The 15,748-nt window shown below is 65.0% G+C and carries 15 protein-coding genes and 1 pseudogene; 6 read left to right on the forward strand and 10 right to left on the reverse strand.

Going from position 1 to position 15,748, the window contains the following annotated elements; all coding sequences use genetic code 11:
• Nucleotides 1–179 precede the first annotated feature (179 nt).
• Both J2R78_RS40635 and J2R78_RS40640 read left to right on the forward strand, forming a co-directional pair.
• A complete protein-coding gene (locus J2R78_RS40635) occupies nucleotides 180–503 on the forward strand; it encodes a hypothetical protein (RefSeq protein ID WP_253610037.1) in 324 nt (107 codons plus the stop codon).
• A 143-nt stretch (nucleotides 504–646) separates the two neighbouring features.
• Nucleotides 647–1,813: a DUF2865 domain-containing protein gene (locus J2R78_RS40640; protein WP_375167093.1), complete on the forward strand. Its 1,167-nt coding sequence runs from the start codon at nucleotides 647–649 to the stop codon at nucleotides 1,811–1,813.
• Between the two features lie 7 nt (nucleotides 1,814–1,820).
• Here J2R78_RS40640 and J2R78_RS40645 read toward each other — a convergent pair whose 3' ends face one another.
• The 3 genes from J2R78_RS40645 to J2R78_RS40655 form a co-directional block, all read right to left on the reverse strand.
• Nucleotides 1,821–3,572: an NAD+ synthase gene (locus J2R78_RS40645; protein ID WP_057017264.1), complete on the reverse strand. Its 1,752-nt coding sequence runs from the start codon at nucleotides 3,570–3,572 to the stop codon at nucleotides 1,821–1,823.
• A 148-nt stretch (nucleotides 3,573–3,720) separates the two neighbouring features.
• Nucleotides 3,721–4,074 (reverse strand): diacylglycerol kinase, encoded by a 354-nt coding sequence (locus J2R78_RS40650; RefSeq protein ID WP_028334253.1) that lies wholly within the window; start codon nucleotides 4,072–4,074, stop codon nucleotides 3,721–3,723.
• 49 nt (nucleotides 4,075–4,123) lie between these two features.
• Entirely contained in the window at nucleotides 4,124–5,512 is a 1,389-nt protein-coding gene (locus J2R78_RS40655; RefSeq protein ID WP_028334252.1) for a class II 3-deoxy-7-phosphoheptulonate synthase, read from the reverse strand.
• Nucleotides 5,513–5,663: 151 nt separating this feature from the next.
• On the opposite strand from J2R78_RS40655, the pseudogene J2R78_RS40660 reads away from it, so the two are divergent.
• Nucleotides 5,664–6,591, forward strand: a pseudogene (locus J2R78_RS40660) (alpha/beta fold hydrolase).
• Nucleotides 6,592–7,079: 488 nt separating this feature from the next.
• On the opposite strand, the gene J2R78_RS40665 reads toward J2R78_RS40660, so the two are convergent.
• From J2R78_RS40665 to J2R78_RS40695, 7 genes are all read right to left on the reverse strand, one after another.
• Nucleotides 7,080–7,843 (reverse strand): IS5 family transposase gene (locus tag J2R78_RS40665; RefSeq protein WP_092083899.1). Its coding sequence is split into 2 segments (ribosomal slippage): nucleotides 7,080–7,505 and nucleotides 7,508–7,843, totalling 762 coding nucleotides; the frame shifts between segments, so codons are not numbered across the junction.
• 319 nt (nucleotides 7,844–8,162) lie between these two features.
• Nucleotides 8,163–8,516 (reverse strand): cupin domain-containing protein, encoded by a 354-nt coding sequence (locus J2R78_RS40670; RefSeq protein WP_057017263.1) that lies wholly within the window; start codon nucleotides 8,514–8,516, stop codon nucleotides 8,163–8,165.
• A gap of 57 nt (nucleotides 8,517–8,573) precedes the next feature.
• On the reverse strand, nucleotides 8,574–8,783 hold the full coding sequence (locus J2R78_RS40675; protein WP_057017262.1) for a DUF2934 domain-containing protein: 210 nt from the start codon (nucleotides 8,781–8,783) through the stop codon (nucleotides 8,574–8,576).
• A gap of 459 nt (nucleotides 8,784–9,242) precedes the next feature.
• Complete coding sequence (gor, locus tag J2R78_RS40680; protein ID WP_253609178.1) at nucleotides 9,243–10,628, reverse strand: glutathione-disulfide reductase; 1,386 nt, start codon at nucleotides 10,626–10,628, stop codon at nucleotides 9,243–9,245.
• A 215-nt stretch (nucleotides 10,629–10,843) separates the two neighbouring features.
• Entirely contained in the window at nucleotides 10,844–11,374 is a 531-nt protein-coding gene (locus tag J2R78_RS40685; protein ID WP_057017260.1) for a DUF2059 domain-containing protein, read from the reverse strand.
• A 23-nt stretch (nucleotides 11,375–11,397) separates the two neighbouring features.
• Complete coding sequence (gene rpiA / locus J2R78_RS40690) at nucleotides 11,398–12,096, reverse strand: ribose-5-phosphate isomerase RpiA (RefSeq protein ID WP_156436204.1); 699 nt, start codon at nucleotides 12,094–12,096, stop codon at nucleotides 11,398–11,400.
• A 107-nt stretch (nucleotides 12,097–12,203) separates the two neighbouring features.
• Nucleotides 12,204–13,037, reverse strand: a complete 834-nt coding sequence (locus J2R78_RS40695; protein WP_253609179.1) for an SDR family NAD(P)-dependent oxidoreductase — start codon at nucleotides 13,035–13,037, stop codon at nucleotides 12,204–12,206.
• 76 nt (nucleotides 13,038–13,113) lie between these two features.
• Between J2R78_RS40695 and J2R78_RS40700 the strand changes: the two genes are divergently transcribed.
• The 3 genes from J2R78_RS40700 to moaA all read left to right on the forward strand — a co-directional run bounded on the left by J2R78_RS40700 (nucleotide 13,114) and on the right by moaA (nucleotide 15,734).
• Nucleotides 13,114–13,794, forward strand: coding sequence for an HAD hydrolase-like protein (locus tag J2R78_RS40700; protein WP_076826449.1), 681 nt, complete (start codon nucleotides 13,114–13,116; stop codon nucleotides 13,792–13,794).
• 161 nt (nucleotides 13,795–13,955) lie between these two features.
• Nucleotides 13,956–14,444: a PEGA domain-containing protein gene (locus J2R78_RS40705; RefSeq protein ID WP_253609180.1), complete on the forward strand. Its 489-nt coding sequence runs from the start codon at nucleotides 13,956–13,958 to the stop codon at nucleotides 14,442–14,444.
• A 255-nt stretch (nucleotides 14,445–14,699) separates the two neighbouring features.
• Nucleotides 14,700–15,734, forward strand: coding sequence for a GTP 3',8-cyclase MoaA (gene moaA, locus J2R78_RS40710; RefSeq protein ID WP_168858324.1), 1,035 nt, complete (start codon nucleotides 14,700–14,702; stop codon nucleotides 15,732–15,734).
• Nucleotides 15,735–15,748 lie beyond the last annotated feature (14 nt).

Raw genomic sequence — 15,748 nt, forward strand, 5'->3', positions numbered from 1 at the left:
TGGCCGTTCATGGTTCCACCATGTCTCACGGCCCCATTATTGCGTCAAGGGGCTGTTTTCGGGCGGTTAGCCACCCGCTCCGCACCGAAATCACGTCAACGCCCTCATGGTTAATCATTATTAAGGATTTGGGCGTATCCGGTCGCTTGCGGATTCCCCGCCATTTTCACTGGTGCACCATGCGGCCTGTTTCAGCATTGATTGCCTGCACGCTCTTTATTGCTCCGTCCTTCCTTGTTTCCTCGGCCGCGCTGGCCGACAGCCGCGTCTTCATCGTCGCCAACCAGGCCGACGGCTACGGCATCGACCAGTGCCTCGCCCGCGGCGATCGCTGCGGTGCCTCCGCCGCCCGCGCCTATTGCCGGTCACGCGATTTTGCGCAGGCCACCAATTACCGCCGCGTCGATCCCGACGAGATCACCGGTGCGGTTCCGCACGCCGCGAATGAAAAATGCAACGGCAACAGCTGTGGTGAATTCGTCGCCATCACCTGCCAGCGCTGAGCCAAGCCGCTGGCCAGACGGGGTTATTGCCACACCGGCGCCCCGGAAACGACGTGACGCTGCCCCGAGAAACGGCTATTGCAGCGGCCTTGCCCGCGCGCTTTGGCGTTGATCGCCGCGCGGCGTCGTTTTAATGGCCGGATATGCCCAATAGCTCCCGTTCTCGCTTCTCCCGCTGGTTTCTGAGTTGCGCCGTGCTGGCCGGCATGTCCCTGCCCGCCATGCATGCCCTGGCGCAAGTGCCGCCCGGCCCGCCCGGTCCGGCTCCGCAAGGCGCGCCACAGCCCAATCCGCAGGCCAATCCGATGTGCGGCCGGCTCGAAGGCCAGCTGGCGGCGATCGACCGCGGCGGCGGCTCCGGCGACCCGGCCAAGGACGAGCAGATCCGCCGCTATCAGGACGCGGCAACCCGCCAGCAGGGCGAGCTCGATCGCGTGACGGCGCAGGCCCGGCGCATGGGCTGCGACAGCTCCGGATTCTTCTCGCTCTTCAACAACAATTCGGCGCAGTGCGGTCCGGTCAACACCCAGATCCAGCAGATGCGCGCCAATCTCGACCAGATCACCGCCAATCTCGAGCGGCTGCGCTCGGGCGGGCTCGGCGGCGCCGACCGCGAGAACCAGCGCCGTTCGGTCCTGACCGCTCTGGCGCAGAATAATTGCGGCCCGCAATATGCCGCGGCCGCGCGTGGCCCCGGCAACTTCCTCGAGAACCTGTTCGGCGGCGGTGGCGGCGGCAATCCCAACAATCCGCTGCCCCCGCCCGATGCGCAGTATGGCGCCCAGTCCGGCACCTTCCGCACCGTCTGCGTCCGCACCTGCGACGGCGCCTATTTCCCGATCTCGTTCGCGACCGTGCAGGCGCGCTTCGCCGCCGACGAGCAGATCTGCAAGGCGCAGTGCCCTGCCGCGGATGCCAGCCTGTTCACCTACCGAAATCCCGGCGAGGACATCAACCAGGCGGTCTCGATCAGCGGCGTGTCCTACTCGTCGCTGCCGAACGCCTTCAAGTACCGCACCGAGTTCAATCCGTCCTGCTCCTGCAAGCCGGCCGGCCAGAGCTGGGCCGAGGCGCTGAAGGCGGTCGACGACAAGGCGTCCGCCGAGCAGCAGGGTGACATCATCGTCACCGAGGAGAGCGCGCGGAAGATGCAGCAGCGCGCCCAGACCAAGGCCGCCGCCGGCAAGAAGGGCGCGCCCGCAGCCGCAGCTCAACAGCAGCCCGCCGCCGCTGACGCCGCGGCACCGGCCGCGCCGGCGAGCGACGGCCAGATCCGCACCGTCGGCCCGACCTTCATTCCCAAGCGGTAAGAAGAGTTCAGCCCTCGAACGCTTCCGCCGACGCGCGCGAGGTGCGCGCCACCAGCGTCTCGTCGGGCGCCGGCAGCGCCTTGCCGAAATCGCGGAAGCGGTTGGTGATGGGATAGCGGCGGTCGCGGCCGAAGTTCTTCCGCGTCACCTTCACCCCCGGCGCCGCCTGCCGCCGCTTGTATTCGGCGATGTTGAGCAGGCGATCGACCCGGGCCACCACGTCGCGGTCGAAGCCGGCTTCGATGATGGTCGCCAGCGGCTCCTCGCGCTCCACCAGCCGCTCGAGGATCGCGTCCAGCACGTCGTAGGGCGGCAGCGAATCCTGGTCGGTCTGGTTCTCGCGCAACTCGGCGGTCGGCGGCCGGATGATGATGTTGACCGGGATCACCTCGCCTGACGGCCCGAGCGCGCCGTCCGGCTTCCAGCCATTGCGCAGGCTCGACAGGCGAAACACCTCGGTCTTGTAGATGTCCTTGATCGGATTGAAGCCGCCGTTCATGTCGCCGTACAGCGTGGCGTAGCCGACCGACATCTCCGACTTGTTGCCGGTGGTCACCACCATGGCGCCGGTCTTGTTGGAGATCGCCATCAACAGCGTGCCGCGGGCGCGCGCCTGCAAATTCTCCTCGGTGATGTCGCGGTCCAGCCCCTTGAACACCGGCGCCAGAATCGTCTCGAAGCCGTTCACGGCATCGGCGATCGGCAGGATCTCGTAGCGGATGCCGAGCGCCGCGGCGAGCTTGGCGGCATCGTCGAGCGACACCTGCGCGGTGTAGCGGAACGGCAGCATCACGCCGCGCACCTTGTCGGCGCCGAGCGCATCGACCGCGATCGCCGCGCACAGCGCCGAGTCGATGCCGCCGGAGACGCCGAGCAGCACGCCGGGAAAACCGTTCTTGCGGACATAGTCGCGCAGACCGAGCACGCAGGCCGCGTAATCGGCCTTGTCGCCCTCGAGCTGCGCCGTGATCGGCCCGTTGCAGCGCCAGCCGTCGGCGGTCTTGCGCCAGGTCAGCGTCGTGATGTTCTCCTCGAACGCCGGAAGCTGCGCCGCGACGGAAAGATCGGCATTCAGCGCGAACGAGGCGCCGTCGAAGATCAGCTCGTCCTGGCCGCCGACCTCGTTGAGATAGACCAGCGGCAGCCCGCTCTCAGTGACGCGCGCGACGACGATCGACAGCCTGAGGTCGGCCTTGTCGCGGGCATAGGGCGAGCCGTTCGGCACCACGAGAATCTCGGCGCCGGTCTCGGCGAGACATTCGACGACGTTCTCGTATTCTTCGGACTCCTCGAGCCAGATGTCCTCGCAGATCGGCACGCCGATACGCACGCCGCGCACCGTCACCGGGCCCGGCGCCGGGCCGCGCGCGAACAGCCGCTTCTCGTCGAACACGCCGTAATTCGGCAGATTGGCCTTGAAGCGCAGCGCGGCGATGCGGCCGCCGTCGAGCAGCGCGCAGGCATTGTAGAGCTTGCCGTCCTCGACCCACGGCGTGCCGATCAGCATCGCTGGGCCACCATCCCTGGTCTCGCGCGCCAGTTCCTCGATCGCGGCACGGCAGGCCGACTGGAACGCCGGCTTGAGCACCAGATCCTCCGGCGGGTAGCCGGCGATGAACAGTTCCGACAGCACCACGAGGTCGGCGCCGTCGGCCTTGGCTTTCTCGCGCGCGGCGCGCGCCCTCGCGGCGTTGCCGGTGACGTCACCGACCGTCGGATTGAGTTGCGCCAGGGTAATCTTGATCTGTTGTTCGCTCATACGCTTAAGTTGTCCTGCACAACAGCAAACTTCAATCACCTTCCAGTCATGGTGCGATTGCAGAAATCGCGCCATGACCGGCGGGAGCTTCTTTTGAGCATGATCTGATCGGAAAACCGGTCCCACGTTTCCGGATCATGCTCGGGAATCAGAACGCGCCCATGCGTTCAGCGAGGGCGAACAGCCAGAACAGCCCGGCCATGACGAGCGCGACGCCGACCGCGGCCGAGCCCATGTCCTTGACCCGCCCGATCTGCGGATCGTGATCCATGGTCAGGCGATCGGCTAGCTTCTCGATCGCGGTGTTGAGCAGCTCGATGACGAGCACCAGCACCACGGTCGCGACCAATTCGACCCGGCGCATCACGGTGGCGCCGACCAGCCAGGCCAGCGGCAGCGACAGCGCCAGCGCCACCACCTCCTCGCGAATCGCCTGCTCCGAGCGAATGGCGAATGCCAGCCCGTTGCGCGAGTTGATGGTGGCTCGCCAGAACCTCAACAAGTCACGGCCCCCAAGTCCAAGTCACTGCCTGCCCAAGCCACAGCCCCAATCACAACCCCGCAGCGGCCGGCATCGGCTTGACCTTGCCGGCGCGCTCCTGCTTCAGGAGTTCGGCGATCAGGAAGGCCATGTCGATCGACTGTTCGGCATTAAGACGGGGATCGCAGACCGTGTGGTAGCGGTCGTTGAGGTCCTCATCGGTGATGGCGCGCGCGCCGCCGATGCATTCGGTGACGTCCTGTCCGGTCATCTCCAGGTGCACGCCGCCGGCATGGGTGCCTTCAGCAGCGTGGATCTGGAAGAACGACCTCACCTCCGACAGCACGCGATCGAACGGCCGCGTCTTGTAGCCCGAGGTCGAGGTGATGGTGTTGCCGTGCATCGGATCGCACGACCACACCACCTTGCGCCCTTCCCGCTGCACGGCGCGGATCAGGCCTGGCAGATGGTCGCCGACCTTGTCGGCGCCGAACCGGTTGATCAGGGTGAGGCGCCCCGGCTCATCGTCGGGATTGAGGATGTCGATCAGCTTCAACAGTTCGTCCGGCTTCAGCGACGGGCCGCATTTCAGGCCGATCGGGTTCTTGATGCCGCGGAAATATTCGACATGGCCGTGATCGAGCTGACGGGTTCGGTCGCCGATCCAGATCATGTGGCCGGAGGTCGCGTACCAGTCGCCGGTGGTGGAATCGACCCGCGTCATCGCCTGCTCGTAGCCGAGCAGCAGCGCCTCGTGGCTGGTGTAGAAATCGGTGGCGCGCAGCTCGGGATGGCTCTCGAGATCGAGGCCGCAGGCGCGCATGAAGTTCAGCGCATCCGAGATGCGGTCGGCCAGCTCCTTGTAGCGGCGTGATTGCGGCGAATCCTTCAGGAAGCCGAGCATCCACTGGTGCACGCTGCCGAGATTGGCGAAACCACCGGTGGCGAACGCGCGCAGCAGGTTCAGCGTCGCGGCGGATTGCCGATAAGCCATCAGCTGGCGCTGCGGATCGGGAATGCGCGCTTCCGGGGTGAAGGCGATGTCGTTGACGATGTCGCCGCGATAGCTCGGCAGCTCGACGTCGCCCTGCTTCTCGGTCGGCGACGAGCGCGGCTTGGCGAACTGGCCGGCGATCCGGCCGACCTTCACCACCGGCAGCGCGCCGGCATAGGTCAGCACGACCGCCATCTGCAACAGGACGCGGAAGAAGTCGCGGATGTTGTTGGCGCCGTGCTCGGCAAAGCTCTCGGCGCAGTCGCCGCCCTGCAGCAGGAAGGCCTCGCCGGCGGCGACCCGCCCCAGCGCCTTCTTCAGGCTGCGCGCCTCGCCCGCGAACACCAGCGGCGGAAAAGTCGCCAGCTGGGCCTCGACATCGGCCAATGCCTTGGCATCGGGATAATCGGGCACCTGCAGCACCTTCTTGGCGCGCCAGCTATCGGGTGTCCACCGCTCGGACATGAGGTCAACTCCTGAGCAAAAACCGCGACTTAATCACGGCATGAGGAAAGCCCGGCTTATACACAGGCCCCCGCTTTCCCGCTAGAAGGATTCCTGCAATCTGGTCAAGCCCTTGCAGGGAAATCCGAATTCGCATTTGGTAGAGCATAGCATGAATGCCGGGGAAATCGCCGTGGCCTCCGCCGCGCTGGACGACGTTTTTAGCGACGACATCGTCGTGCCGGCCGCGGACGGCTATCCGCTCGCCGCGACGTTGTTCCTGCCCGCGCGGCACGCGGCGCCAGGCCGTGCTAATCAATTCGGCGACCGCCGTGCCCCGCAAGGTCTATCGTGGTTTCGCCGGCTACCTCGCCCGCCGCGGCGCCGCGGTACTGACCTACGACTACCGCGGCACCGGCGATAGCCGGCCGATGGCGGCGACCGGCCTCAACAAGCCGAAATCGCTGGCCGGCTTCAAGGCCACCATGGCCGACTGGGCCTCGCTCGATGCCACCGCGGCGGTGAGCTGGATGCGCGAGCGATACCGCAACCTCCCCTTCGCCTATGTCGGCCACTCCTTCGGCGGCCAGGCGCTCGGGCTGCTTGCCAACAATGCCGAGATCCCGCGCGCGCTCCTGATCGCATCGCAGGCTGCCTATTGGAAGCTGATGGCCTCGCCCGAACGCTACCGCGTCATCGCCTTCATGAACGGCGTCGGCCTGCCGCTGGCGCGCACGCTCGGCTACCTCCCCGCCTGGGCCGGCGTCGGCATGGACCTGCCGATTGGCGCGTTCGAGCAATGGCGGAGCTGGGTGATGCGGGAGCGCTATCTGCTCGATGATGCCACGCTGACAGCGCGCGAGAATTTTCCGAAGTTCAAGGGCAAGCTCCGCGCGCTTGTCATGACCGACGACACCTGGGCAACGCGGCCGGCGGTCGAATTGCTGTGCTCCGCCTTCACGTCGATCACGCCGGAGATCATCTCGATCCGTCCCGCCGACGCCGGCGCAAAAGCGATCGGCCATCTCGGCTTCTTCCGCAGCGACCACCGCGATGCGCTGTGGCGCGGCGCCGCGGAGTGGATTGAGGTGGAGGGGTAAGCACAGCACTCTCCGGCGTCGTCCCTGCTTTCGAAAGCAGGGACCCATACGCCGCGGCCTTTGTTGTCGTCGGGACTCGTCGTTCCAGCGCCGCGCAACAATTGAGATTTGGGGTAATGGGTCCTGGCCTGCGCCAGGACGACGATGAGGATGGTTCTCGCGCGATGCGATGCACCGCTGATGCGTAGCTCATCTTGAACCGAGAAGCCGCGGCGTACTGGATCGTCCGCATGCGCGGGCGATGACACAATGAGAGGTCGCTGCTCTTTCCACACGTCGTCCCTGCGAAAGCACTAGCGTATATACATATCCTCCGCAGTCTTTCCGGAGTCTTCTCAAAGAGTTGGCCGAAAACCGCAGAGAACTTACTCATCTGCACTAGGGTTGCGCCCGCCGATTTCGGCTCTCGCCTAGTAGCTAACCCCTTGATGATGAGTCGGTTTTCTAGCCTCGAAGAGATGTGTAAATGCCCTAGGCGGTGTGGACAGTTATCGCAGCCATAGGACGATGGCTGCGAGAGTGATGACGGCAAGGTAATTTCGGGCGGTCTTTTCGAAGCGGGTTGCGACGCGGCGGAATTGCTTGAGCTTTGAGAAGCAGCATTCGACGAGATGGCGCTGGGCATAGAGATGCTTGTCGAGCGGATACTTGAGCGCGCGTGACGGGTTGTTGGGGATGACGGCGAGCGCGCCCTTGGCTGCAATGTCCTGGCGCAGGTGATCGGCGTCATAAGCCGTATCGGCCATGAAAACCTCGGCAGGCAATCCCTCGATCAATGTGGCGGCTTGCGGTGCATCGCCCTTCTGGCCTGCGGTGATCGTGAACCGTACCGGACATCCCAAGCCGCGAACGGCCATATGTATCTTGGTGCTCAGGCCGCCGCGCGAACGGCCAAGCGCCTGATCTTCAGACCCCCTTTTTTGGCCCCGGCAGCATGCTGATGGGCTCGAACAATGGTGGAATCGACAATCAGATATTCGAAGTCCGGATCGTCGGACATTGCCTCGAAGATCCGCCACCAGACGCCTTTGGCACTCCATCGGCTGAAGCGCCGGAACGCGCTGTTCCAATCCCCGAACGCTTCCGGAAGATCACGCCAGGGAGAGCCCGTGCGAACGATCCACAGCACACCTTCCACGAACATCCGATTGTCGCGCCCGGTCGAGCCCTTCTGGTCAGGCCGGCCTATGATCAGCGGCGCCATCCGCTCCCAAGCCGCATCGCTCAACACCAGACGATCCATCACACCCAAGACTGCCTCCCAAAAGCAGCCTTGAATCTGATTTGCTCCTAAAAGGGAATCCTTAGAGTCCACACCGCCTAGTGCGAAAGCAGGGACCCATAACCACAGGGCTGCGTTGTTGAAACAGGTTGTGGCTCCAGCGCTGCAAGCCAACTGACGTCGGCGGCTATGGGTCCCTGCTTTCGCAAGGGACGACACCGCATGTATTGCGCTGCCGGTGAGTCATACATTCGCATTCTCGCGACATGAATCGCCCGAGCTTTGCTCTTCAACTCGGATTCGCGGTCAAGATGATGGGTATCGCTTCGCTCCACCCGTCCTACCAGTCTCACACCACCTTCCGCGGCGCAGCCGTCGCAGCGTCACCCGTGTTCGGCGTCCCGGTCGGTTCGATCAGCAGCAGATGCACCTCTTCCCTTGCGACAGGCCGATGCTCGACGCCCTTCGGCACGATGTACATCTGGCCGGGCGTTAGCGTCACGGTGCGGTCGCGCAGCTCGATGTCGAGGATGCCTTTCAGCACGAGGAAGAAGTCGTCGGTGTCGTCATGCTTGTGCCAGACGAACTCGCCCTGCACCTTCACGACCATGACGTCGCAGGCGTTGAATTGCGCCACGGTGCGCGGCGACCAGTGATCGGAGAATGTCGACAGTTTCTGCGAAAGATCGATCGCGCCGCTCATGATGCCTCCGGGTCCGGGCCAGCCTGCCGGACTCGTTAGCTCAGCCGTGCGACGCACTCAATGCACGCCCCTCAGCCTCTCCGGATATGTACTCGGCCCATTGTGCCCGTTGATGTCGCAAGGCGCTTCGCCGTTGGTGGCCCGCCGCGCCAGCAGTTCCTTTTCGGCCTGATACCAGAGCTGATCCATCTTGCCCGGCGGCTCGCCGGCGTCCTTCCACAATTCGTAGGCGCGGGTCCGGATCTCCTGCTCGGTTGGGCCTCTCATGCGCGGCTCCCTCAATTTGAGACGTCAAACTGTTTGAGAGTGGAACGGACAGCATAGCGCAAGGTTCCAGGGTGCGCGAGACGGCCGCGCGCCGGTGGCGTGTCGCCTGTGCACAAGCGCCGCTGCGCGAAGCCGCGTTCGATTTGAGGGCACGAAGCGGCCCTGAGGAAAAGTCCCGGGCGGATGTGCACGTCAACAAGGGTGCCCTAATTCCCGGGCACGAAGCGCGGCCGTCGGCGCCGGTCTTGCGGAGGCGCGCTACCCCTTCTGAGGTATGCAACCTTTGCCCGCTTCCGCAGACAAATACTCATCAGGATTTTGCCAACCTTCCTGGGGCTAGAGACAACGCCGTCCGCATGTATTTTAAGCGGGCGGCGTTGGGCTGTCAGGCAGGGCTCATTCCCCGTTCCCCATCGCCAGGAGAACACCAGGACGGCAGCGCCGGCCTGCGGGCTACCGCTACTCCGCCGCCTGGCGCACGTAGCGCGCGGTGGGCGTGCGCATCGTCACCAATTCTTCGGAAGCGGTCGGATGCAGCGCGATGGTGGCGTCGAAATCGGCCTTGGTCGCCTTCATCTTGACGGCGATCGCGACGGCCTGGGTGATTTCGGCGGCGCCATCGCCGACGATGTGGCAGCCGAGCACGCGGTCGCTCGCGCCGTCGACCACGAGCTTCATCAGCACGCGGGTGTCGCGGCCAGACATCGTCGCCTTGATCGGGCGGAAATCGGTCTTGTAGATGTCGACGTGGCTGAACTGCGCCCGCGCCTCCTCTTCCGTGAGTCCGACGGTGCCGACCTCCGGCTGCGAGAACACCGCGGTCGGGATCGTGGCGTGGTCGACCTCGACCGGGCGCTTGCCGAACACCGTGTCGGCGAAGGCATGGCCCTCGCGGATCGCAACCGGCGTCAGATTGGTGCGGTGGGTGACGTCGCCGACCGCGTAGATGTTGTCGACCGAGGTCTTCGACCAGCCGTCGACCTGGATGCCGCCATTGGCGGGATTGATGGCGACGCCGGCGGTCTCGAGCCCGAGATTGGCGACATTGGGATGCCGGCCGATCGCGAACATCACCTGGTCGGAGGCGATGCTCGAGCCGCTCGACAGATGCGTGGTGAAGTCACGGCCGTGCTTGTCGACCTTCGCCACCGTGCAGCCGGTGATGATGGTGATGCCGCGCTTCTCCATCTCGGCGCGGACATGCTTGCGCACGTCCTCGTCGAAGCCGCGCAGGATGTTGTCGCCGCGATAGATCACCGTGACGTCGGAGCCGAAGCCGGCGAAGATGCCGGCGAATTCCAGCGCGATGTAGCCGCCGCCCTGGATCACGATCCGCTTCGGCAGCTCCTTGAGGTGAAAAGCCTCGTTGGAGGAGATCACGTGCTCGATGCCGGGCACGATCGGCCCGTGATTGGGCGCGCCGCCGGTCGCGATCAGGATGTACTTCGCCGTCACCTTCTCGCCGGTGGCGAGTCTGATGGTGTGGGCATCCTCAAGCACCGCACGGGTCTTCGCGATCCGTGCGCCCGACTTCTCGACGTTGGTGGTGTAGGCGCCCTCGAGCCGGGCGATCTCCTTGTCCTTGTTGGCGACGAGAGTGGCCCAGTCGAACGAGACCTGCCCGATGCTCCAGCCGAAGCCGGCCGCGTCCTCGATCTCGTCGTGGACGTGGCTGCCGATCACGAACAGCTTCTTCGGCACGCAGCCGCGGATCACGCAGGTGCCGCCCATCCGGTACTCTTCGGCGACCATGACCTTCGCACCGTAACCCGCGGCGATGCGGGCGGCACGAACGCCGCCCGAACCACCACCGATGACAAACAGGTCGACGTCAAACTCGGCCATGGTAAATCTCAGCTCTAATCGCCGGAATTCGGCTTGATCAACTGCTTTCCCTCATCTTGAGGGCATCTAGTCTTTCACCGCCGTCATTGCGAGGAGCGATAGCGACGAAGCAATCCATCTCTCCGCTTGTGGGACAATGGATTGCTTCGCTTCGCTCGCAATGACGTAGATAGTGCGGCGCACTCAACTTGACGCCCGTCATGCTGAGGCGTCGTTTAGATATCCTTGCCGCGCTTCTTCATCTCGGCCTTGAACTGGGCGTTGACGATCACGCCAAACTGCTGCGCCCACTGCTGCATATATTGCAGCGAATCGTTGATTGCCTTGGGCTCAGAGGTCAGAAGCTTCTGACCGAGCGGCGTCTTGTAGAAGATCACGAGATCCTTCAGCTCCTGCTCGGTGAACTCGGCGGCGTAGAGCTGCGCCATGCCTTCGCCGATTTCCTTCTCACTGCCACCCAGGTTCTTGGCGATGACGAGCGCGACCTCGTTGAGGTCCTTCTGGTAGTTGAGGTATTGCTGGAGCAGACCGGTCTTGGTCTTCTCGATGATTCCAGGAACGGCGCCGGCATACATCACCTGCACGTTCTTCATCTGAAGGATTTCCTTGGCGTACCCAATCGCCGCGGGGGTCGACTGCTTGACCTGGGGCATGGGAGGCAGCTGCGGCTGCTGCGCCATCGCCGGTGCGAGCGCCAGTCCAGCCGCCAGGGCCGCAGCCGACAAAAGTCCCGAAAAACGATTCATTCCAAGTCTCCTTGCTTGCGGCCTCATGGCCGTTCAACAACCCGAATTCCCTGCGCGCCGGCCAGCACGGCGACGCTGCCAAGCCCGATGAACAGGCCGTGTTCGACCACGCCCGGAATCACGCTGAGCAAACCGGCAAGACGCGGCGGATCGCCGATCCGGCCGAGATGGGCATCGACGATCCAGTGGCCGCCATCGGTGACAAAAACGTGACCGTCCTTGCCCTGACGGACCAGCATTTCGCCGGATACGCCGGCCTCTGAAAACGCCCGCGCCATCGCGGCCTGGGTCGCGGCGAGCCCGAACGGGATCACCTCGACCGGCAACGGAAAGCGGCCGAGCACGTCGACCCATTTGCTGTCGTCGGCGATCACGATCATGCGATCACTGGCGGCCGCGACGATCTTCTCGCGCAGCAGCGCCCCGCCGCCGCCCTTGATCAGGTTGAGCGCCGGGTCGATCTCGTCGGCGCCGTCGATGGTGAGGTCGAGATGGTCGATCTCGTCCAGCGTGGTCAGCGGAATGCCGCAGCGGATCGCATCCGCGCGGGTCGCTTCCGAGGTCGGCACGCCGATCACCTTCATGCCCGACCGGACCTTCTCGCCGAGCAGCTCGACGAAATGCTTCGCGGTCGATCCGGTGCCGAGCCCGAGCTTCATGCCGTCGCGCACCTCTTCGAGCGCGCGCGCCGCCGCCTGGCGTTTCAGTGCGTCCATGTCCACGTGCCGATAGCCCCTCGGTTGTCCGTTACGGGCCGCCATCGGGTGGCCCGGCGGGCGCATATCTAGCGTCGTTTTGCAGGCAGGAATAGCGGCAAGCGGGCCAGTCTTTAGGCCGAAACGGCGTCCATCGCGGCCAAAATCGCCGAAAAACGCTGTTCGACCTCGGCCCGCATCCCGGGTTGGGTGAAAATGTAGAACTGGTCGTCGCGGATCGCGGCCAGCACATGTCCTGCAACCGACGCCGGATCGAGACCGGCCTCCAGGCGTCGCGCGATCTCGGCGACGACAGCGGCCATCGGGCTTGCCGGATCGAGCGGACGGGTCGGGCCGTACTGCTCGCCGCGGTTGCGCCCGCTCTCGCCGATCCGGGTCCGCACAAAGCTCGGACAGAGCACGCTGACGCCGATCCCGAGCGGCCTGAGCTGCATGGCGAGCCCTTCGGACAGGCTGACGACGGCGAACTTGGTCGCCGAATACGGGCTCAAGCCAAGCCCGGCATTCATCCCGGCCATCGAAGCCGTATTGACGATATGGCCACCCTCGCCGTGCCCGCGAATGTGCGGCAGGAAGCTCCTGATGCCGTGCACGACGCCCATCAGATTGACGTCGATCACCCAGCGCCAGTCGTCGACCGAGATCGGGTCAATGCCGCCGCCGGCCGCGACGCCGGCATTGTTGCAGAGGACATGAACCTTGCCGAAGGCGCGGAACGACGCCTCCGCCGCGCGATCGACGCTTAGGGGATCGGCAACGTCGCAGACCACGCCGTGAACATCCGCACCGCCTGCGCGCAGCGCATCGACGGCCTTGTCCAGCGGACCGGTTTCAATGTCGGCGAGCATCACCTTCATGCCCTCGCGAGCAAAGGCGGTTGCCATCGCAAGTCCGATTCCGCTGGCCGCGCCGGTGACAAAAGCGGCTTTTCCGGCAAGTTCCCGCATCTCAGCCTCCCCTATCTCATGACGTGCCCACATCTACTCTTGCATCGCAGCGCCTGGCCCGATAGCCAAAAGCATCATGTCCGCCGCCTCTCCCCCCATCGTCGTATTCGATCTCGACGGCACGCTGGTCGACACCGCGCCCGATCTGATCGGCGCGCTGAACCATGTGCTCGACCGCGAGGGCCTGCGGCCGGTGCCGCTGGCGGCCGCGCGCAGCATGATCGGCGCCGGCGCCCGCAAGCTGCTGGAACGCGGGCTCGAGGTGGAAGGACGCGCGGTCAGCGTCGGTGACCTTGACCGCTTAACCGCGGATTTCGTCGACTATTATGCCGAGCATATCGCCGACGGCTCGCGCCCGTTCGACGGGCTCGAGGCCGCGCTAGACCGGCTCGAGGCAAAGGGCCATCGCTTTGCGGTGTGCACCAACAAGCTGGAATGGCTGTCGAAGCTGCTGCTCGACCGGCTCGGCCTGACCAAGCGCTTCGCCGCGATCTGCGGCGCCGATACGTTCGGTATTGCAAAACCCGATCCGACGTTCCTGCGCGAGACGGTGGCCCGCGCCGGCGGCCGGCTGCCCGGCGCCATCATGGTCGGCGATGCCGGCCCCGATGTCGGGGTCGCAAGGCGCGCCCAGGTCCCGGTGATCGGCGTCGATTTTGGCTATACGGACGTTCCGATGACCGAGCTGAAGCCGGACCGGCTGATCAGCCATATGCGCGATCTGCCGGACGCCGTCGCCAGCCTGAGCGCGGCATAAACTTTCCGCAACACACTGATATCGCTAGGCAATATTCAGCCATGCGATTCTGCTATTAACCATCCGCTAACGAACAGGGCCCCCGCTGTTGCGCCTCTGTTTCGACGCACCTATGGTCCGCTCCGGGGATTGTGGCTGATTGCCGCAGTAGAGTGTGGATCATGCGTCGTATCATCGTGATTGCGGCCGCCGGGCTGAGCCTGGCCGGCTGCTCCTCCTTCTCATTGGATTCGTTCAAGTCGGCGCCGCCGCCGATGCCGGTTCAGCTGGATTCGAACCCGCCGGGCGCCGACGCGGTGACCTCGCTCGGACCGGGCTGCAAGACGCCCTGCACCGTGTCGATCCCGGCGCCGGAGACCAACTTCTCGGTCACCTTCAACATGCCGAAGTTCCAGCCGGCGACCGTTCCGGTCACCGTGACCCGCGTTCCCGGCGACTTCACCACGCCGGCCACCACGACGCTGGATCCGAGTCCGGTGTTCGCCGAGCTGCAGCCTGCCGGACCGCCGCCGCGCGCGGCGAAGAAGCCGATACGGAAGAAGAAGCCGAAACCGGCTGCCGCTGCGGCGCCTGCCGCCGCCGCTCCGGACTCCGCGTTCCCCGCCCCGAGCGCGGCTGCGCCGGCGCCGGCCGCCGCGCCGTCGCGCTAGCGCGGGCGGCCGAACCGCGTTTGCACTGCACAAGAGCCCGGCCCAAAGCCGGGTTTTTGTATTTGGCCGAGACACATCCGCGATTGCGATCATGCATCGCGCGATATGCCTCGCCTATCGCTTTGCATGTTGCGGATCATCCATACGATCATCCCTTGGGACGCATTGTGACAACGCGCCAACATGCATAGATTGCGGATGCCGGAGCCGATCACGGCGCGGCAGGCAGGAAACAGATTGCAAGGCCGGAACTGAATGAACGGATCCACGCAAGCGCATTCCGACACGCTGTTTCGTCCGATGACCGATCCGTTCGGCCGGACCATCCGTTATTTGCGCGTCTCCGTCACCGACCGCTGCGACCTGCGCTGCTTCTACTGCATGTCGGAAGACATGACCTTCCTGCCGAAGGCCGATCTGCTAACACTGGAAGAGCTCGACCGGCTCTGCTCGGCGTTCGTCGCCAAGGGCGTGCGCAAGATCCGCCTCACCGGCGGCGAGCCGCTGGTCCGCCGCAACGTGATGGGCTTGGTGCGCTCGCTGTCGCGGCATCTGACCACGGGCGCACTCGACGAATTGACGCTGACCACCAACGGTTCGCAGCTGGCGCGCTTCGCCCAGGAGCTGGCCGATTGCGGTGTGCGCCGCGTCAACGTCTCGCTCGACACCCTCGACCCCGTAAAATTCCGGGCCATCACCCGCTGGGGCGACATCGACAAGGTGCTGTCGGGCATCGAGGCGGCGCGGTCGGCGGGACTCGCGGTCAAGATCAACGCGGTCGCGCTGAAGAACCTGAACGAGGACGAGATACCGGCGCTGATGGAATGGGCGCACGGCAAGGGCATGGGCCTCACCTTGATCGAGGTGATGCCGATGGGCGACATCGGCGAAGGCCGGATCGATCAGTACGTGCCGCTGTCCTTGATGCGCGCGCGGCTCGAGAAACACTACACGCTGACCGATCTGCCCGACGACACCGGCGGCCCCGCCCGCTACGTCCGGGTCGCCGAGACCGGCGGCAAGCTCGGCTTCATCACGCCGATGACCCATAATTTCTGCGAATCCTGCAACCGGGTGCGGATCACCTGCACCGGCACGCTGCACACCTGCCTCGGCCACGAGGACGCCTCCGACCTGCGCCGGCCGCTGCGTGCCTCCGCCGACAACGATTTGCTGGCGGCGGCCATCGACCGGGCCATCGGACTGAAGCCGAAGGGGCACGATTTCATCATCGACCGCCGCCACAACCGTCCGAGCGTCAGCCGCCACATGAGCGTGACCGGCGGCTAGTCTTCAAGCTCCCT

Origin of the sequence: Bradyrhizobium sp. USDA 4538 (assembly GCF_024171045.1) — a bacterium.
In the GTDB taxonomy this organism is placed as follows: Bacteria; Pseudomonadota; Alphaproteobacteria; order Rhizobiales; family Xanthobacteraceae; genus Bradyrhizobium; species Bradyrhizobium australafricanum.

Excerpts from the sequence above, each read along its gene's own strand:
- J2R78_RS40635 (WP_253610037.1), top strand. The coding sequence starts at position 180 with ATGCGGCCTGTTTCAGCATTGATTGCCTGCACGCTCTTTATTGCTCCG.
- J2R78_RS40640 (WP_375167093.1), top strand. The coding sequence starts at position 647 with ATGCCCAATAGCTCCCGTTCTCGCTTCTCCCGCTGGTTTCTGAGTTGC.
- J2R78_RS40645 (WP_057017264.1), bottom strand. The coding sequence starts at position 3,572 with ATGAGCGAACAACAGATCAAGATTACCCTGGCGCAACTCAATCCGACG.
- J2R78_RS40655 (WP_028334252.1), bottom strand. The coding sequence starts at position 5,512 with ATGTCCGAGCGGTGGACACCCGATAGCTGGCGCGCCAAGAAGGTGCTG.
- J2R78_RS40670 (WP_057017263.1), bottom strand. The coding sequence starts at position 8,516 with ATGAGCGGCGCGATCGATCTTTCGCAGAAACTGTCGACATTCTCCGAT.
- J2R78_RS40675 (WP_057017262.1), bottom strand. The coding sequence starts at position 8,783 with ATGAGAGGCCCAACCGAGCAGGAGATCCGGACCCGCGCCTACGAATTG.
- gor (WP_253609178.1), bottom strand. The coding sequence starts at position 10,628 with ATGGCCGAGTTTGACGTCGACCTGTTTGTCATCGGTGGTGGTTCGGGC.
- J2R78_RS40685 (WP_057017260.1), bottom strand. The coding sequence starts at position 11,374 with ATGAATCGTTTTTCGGGACTTTTGTCGGCTGCGGCCCTGGCGGCTGGA.
- J2R78_RS40695 (WP_253609179.1), bottom strand. The coding sequence starts at position 13,037 with ATGCGGGAACTTGCCGGAAAAGCCGCTTTTGTCACCGGCGCGGCCAGC.
- J2R78_RS40700 (WP_076826449.1), top strand. The coding sequence starts at position 13,114 with ATGTCCGCCGCCTCTCCCCCCATCGTCGTATTCGATCTCGACGGCACG.
- J2R78_RS40705 (WP_253609180.1), top strand. The coding sequence starts at position 13,956 with ATGCGTCGTATCATCGTGATTGCGGCCGCCGGGCTGAGCCTGGCCGGC.
- moaA (WP_168858324.1), top strand. The coding sequence starts at position 14,700 with ATGAACGGATCCACGCAAGCGCATTCCGACACGCTGTTTCGTCCGATG.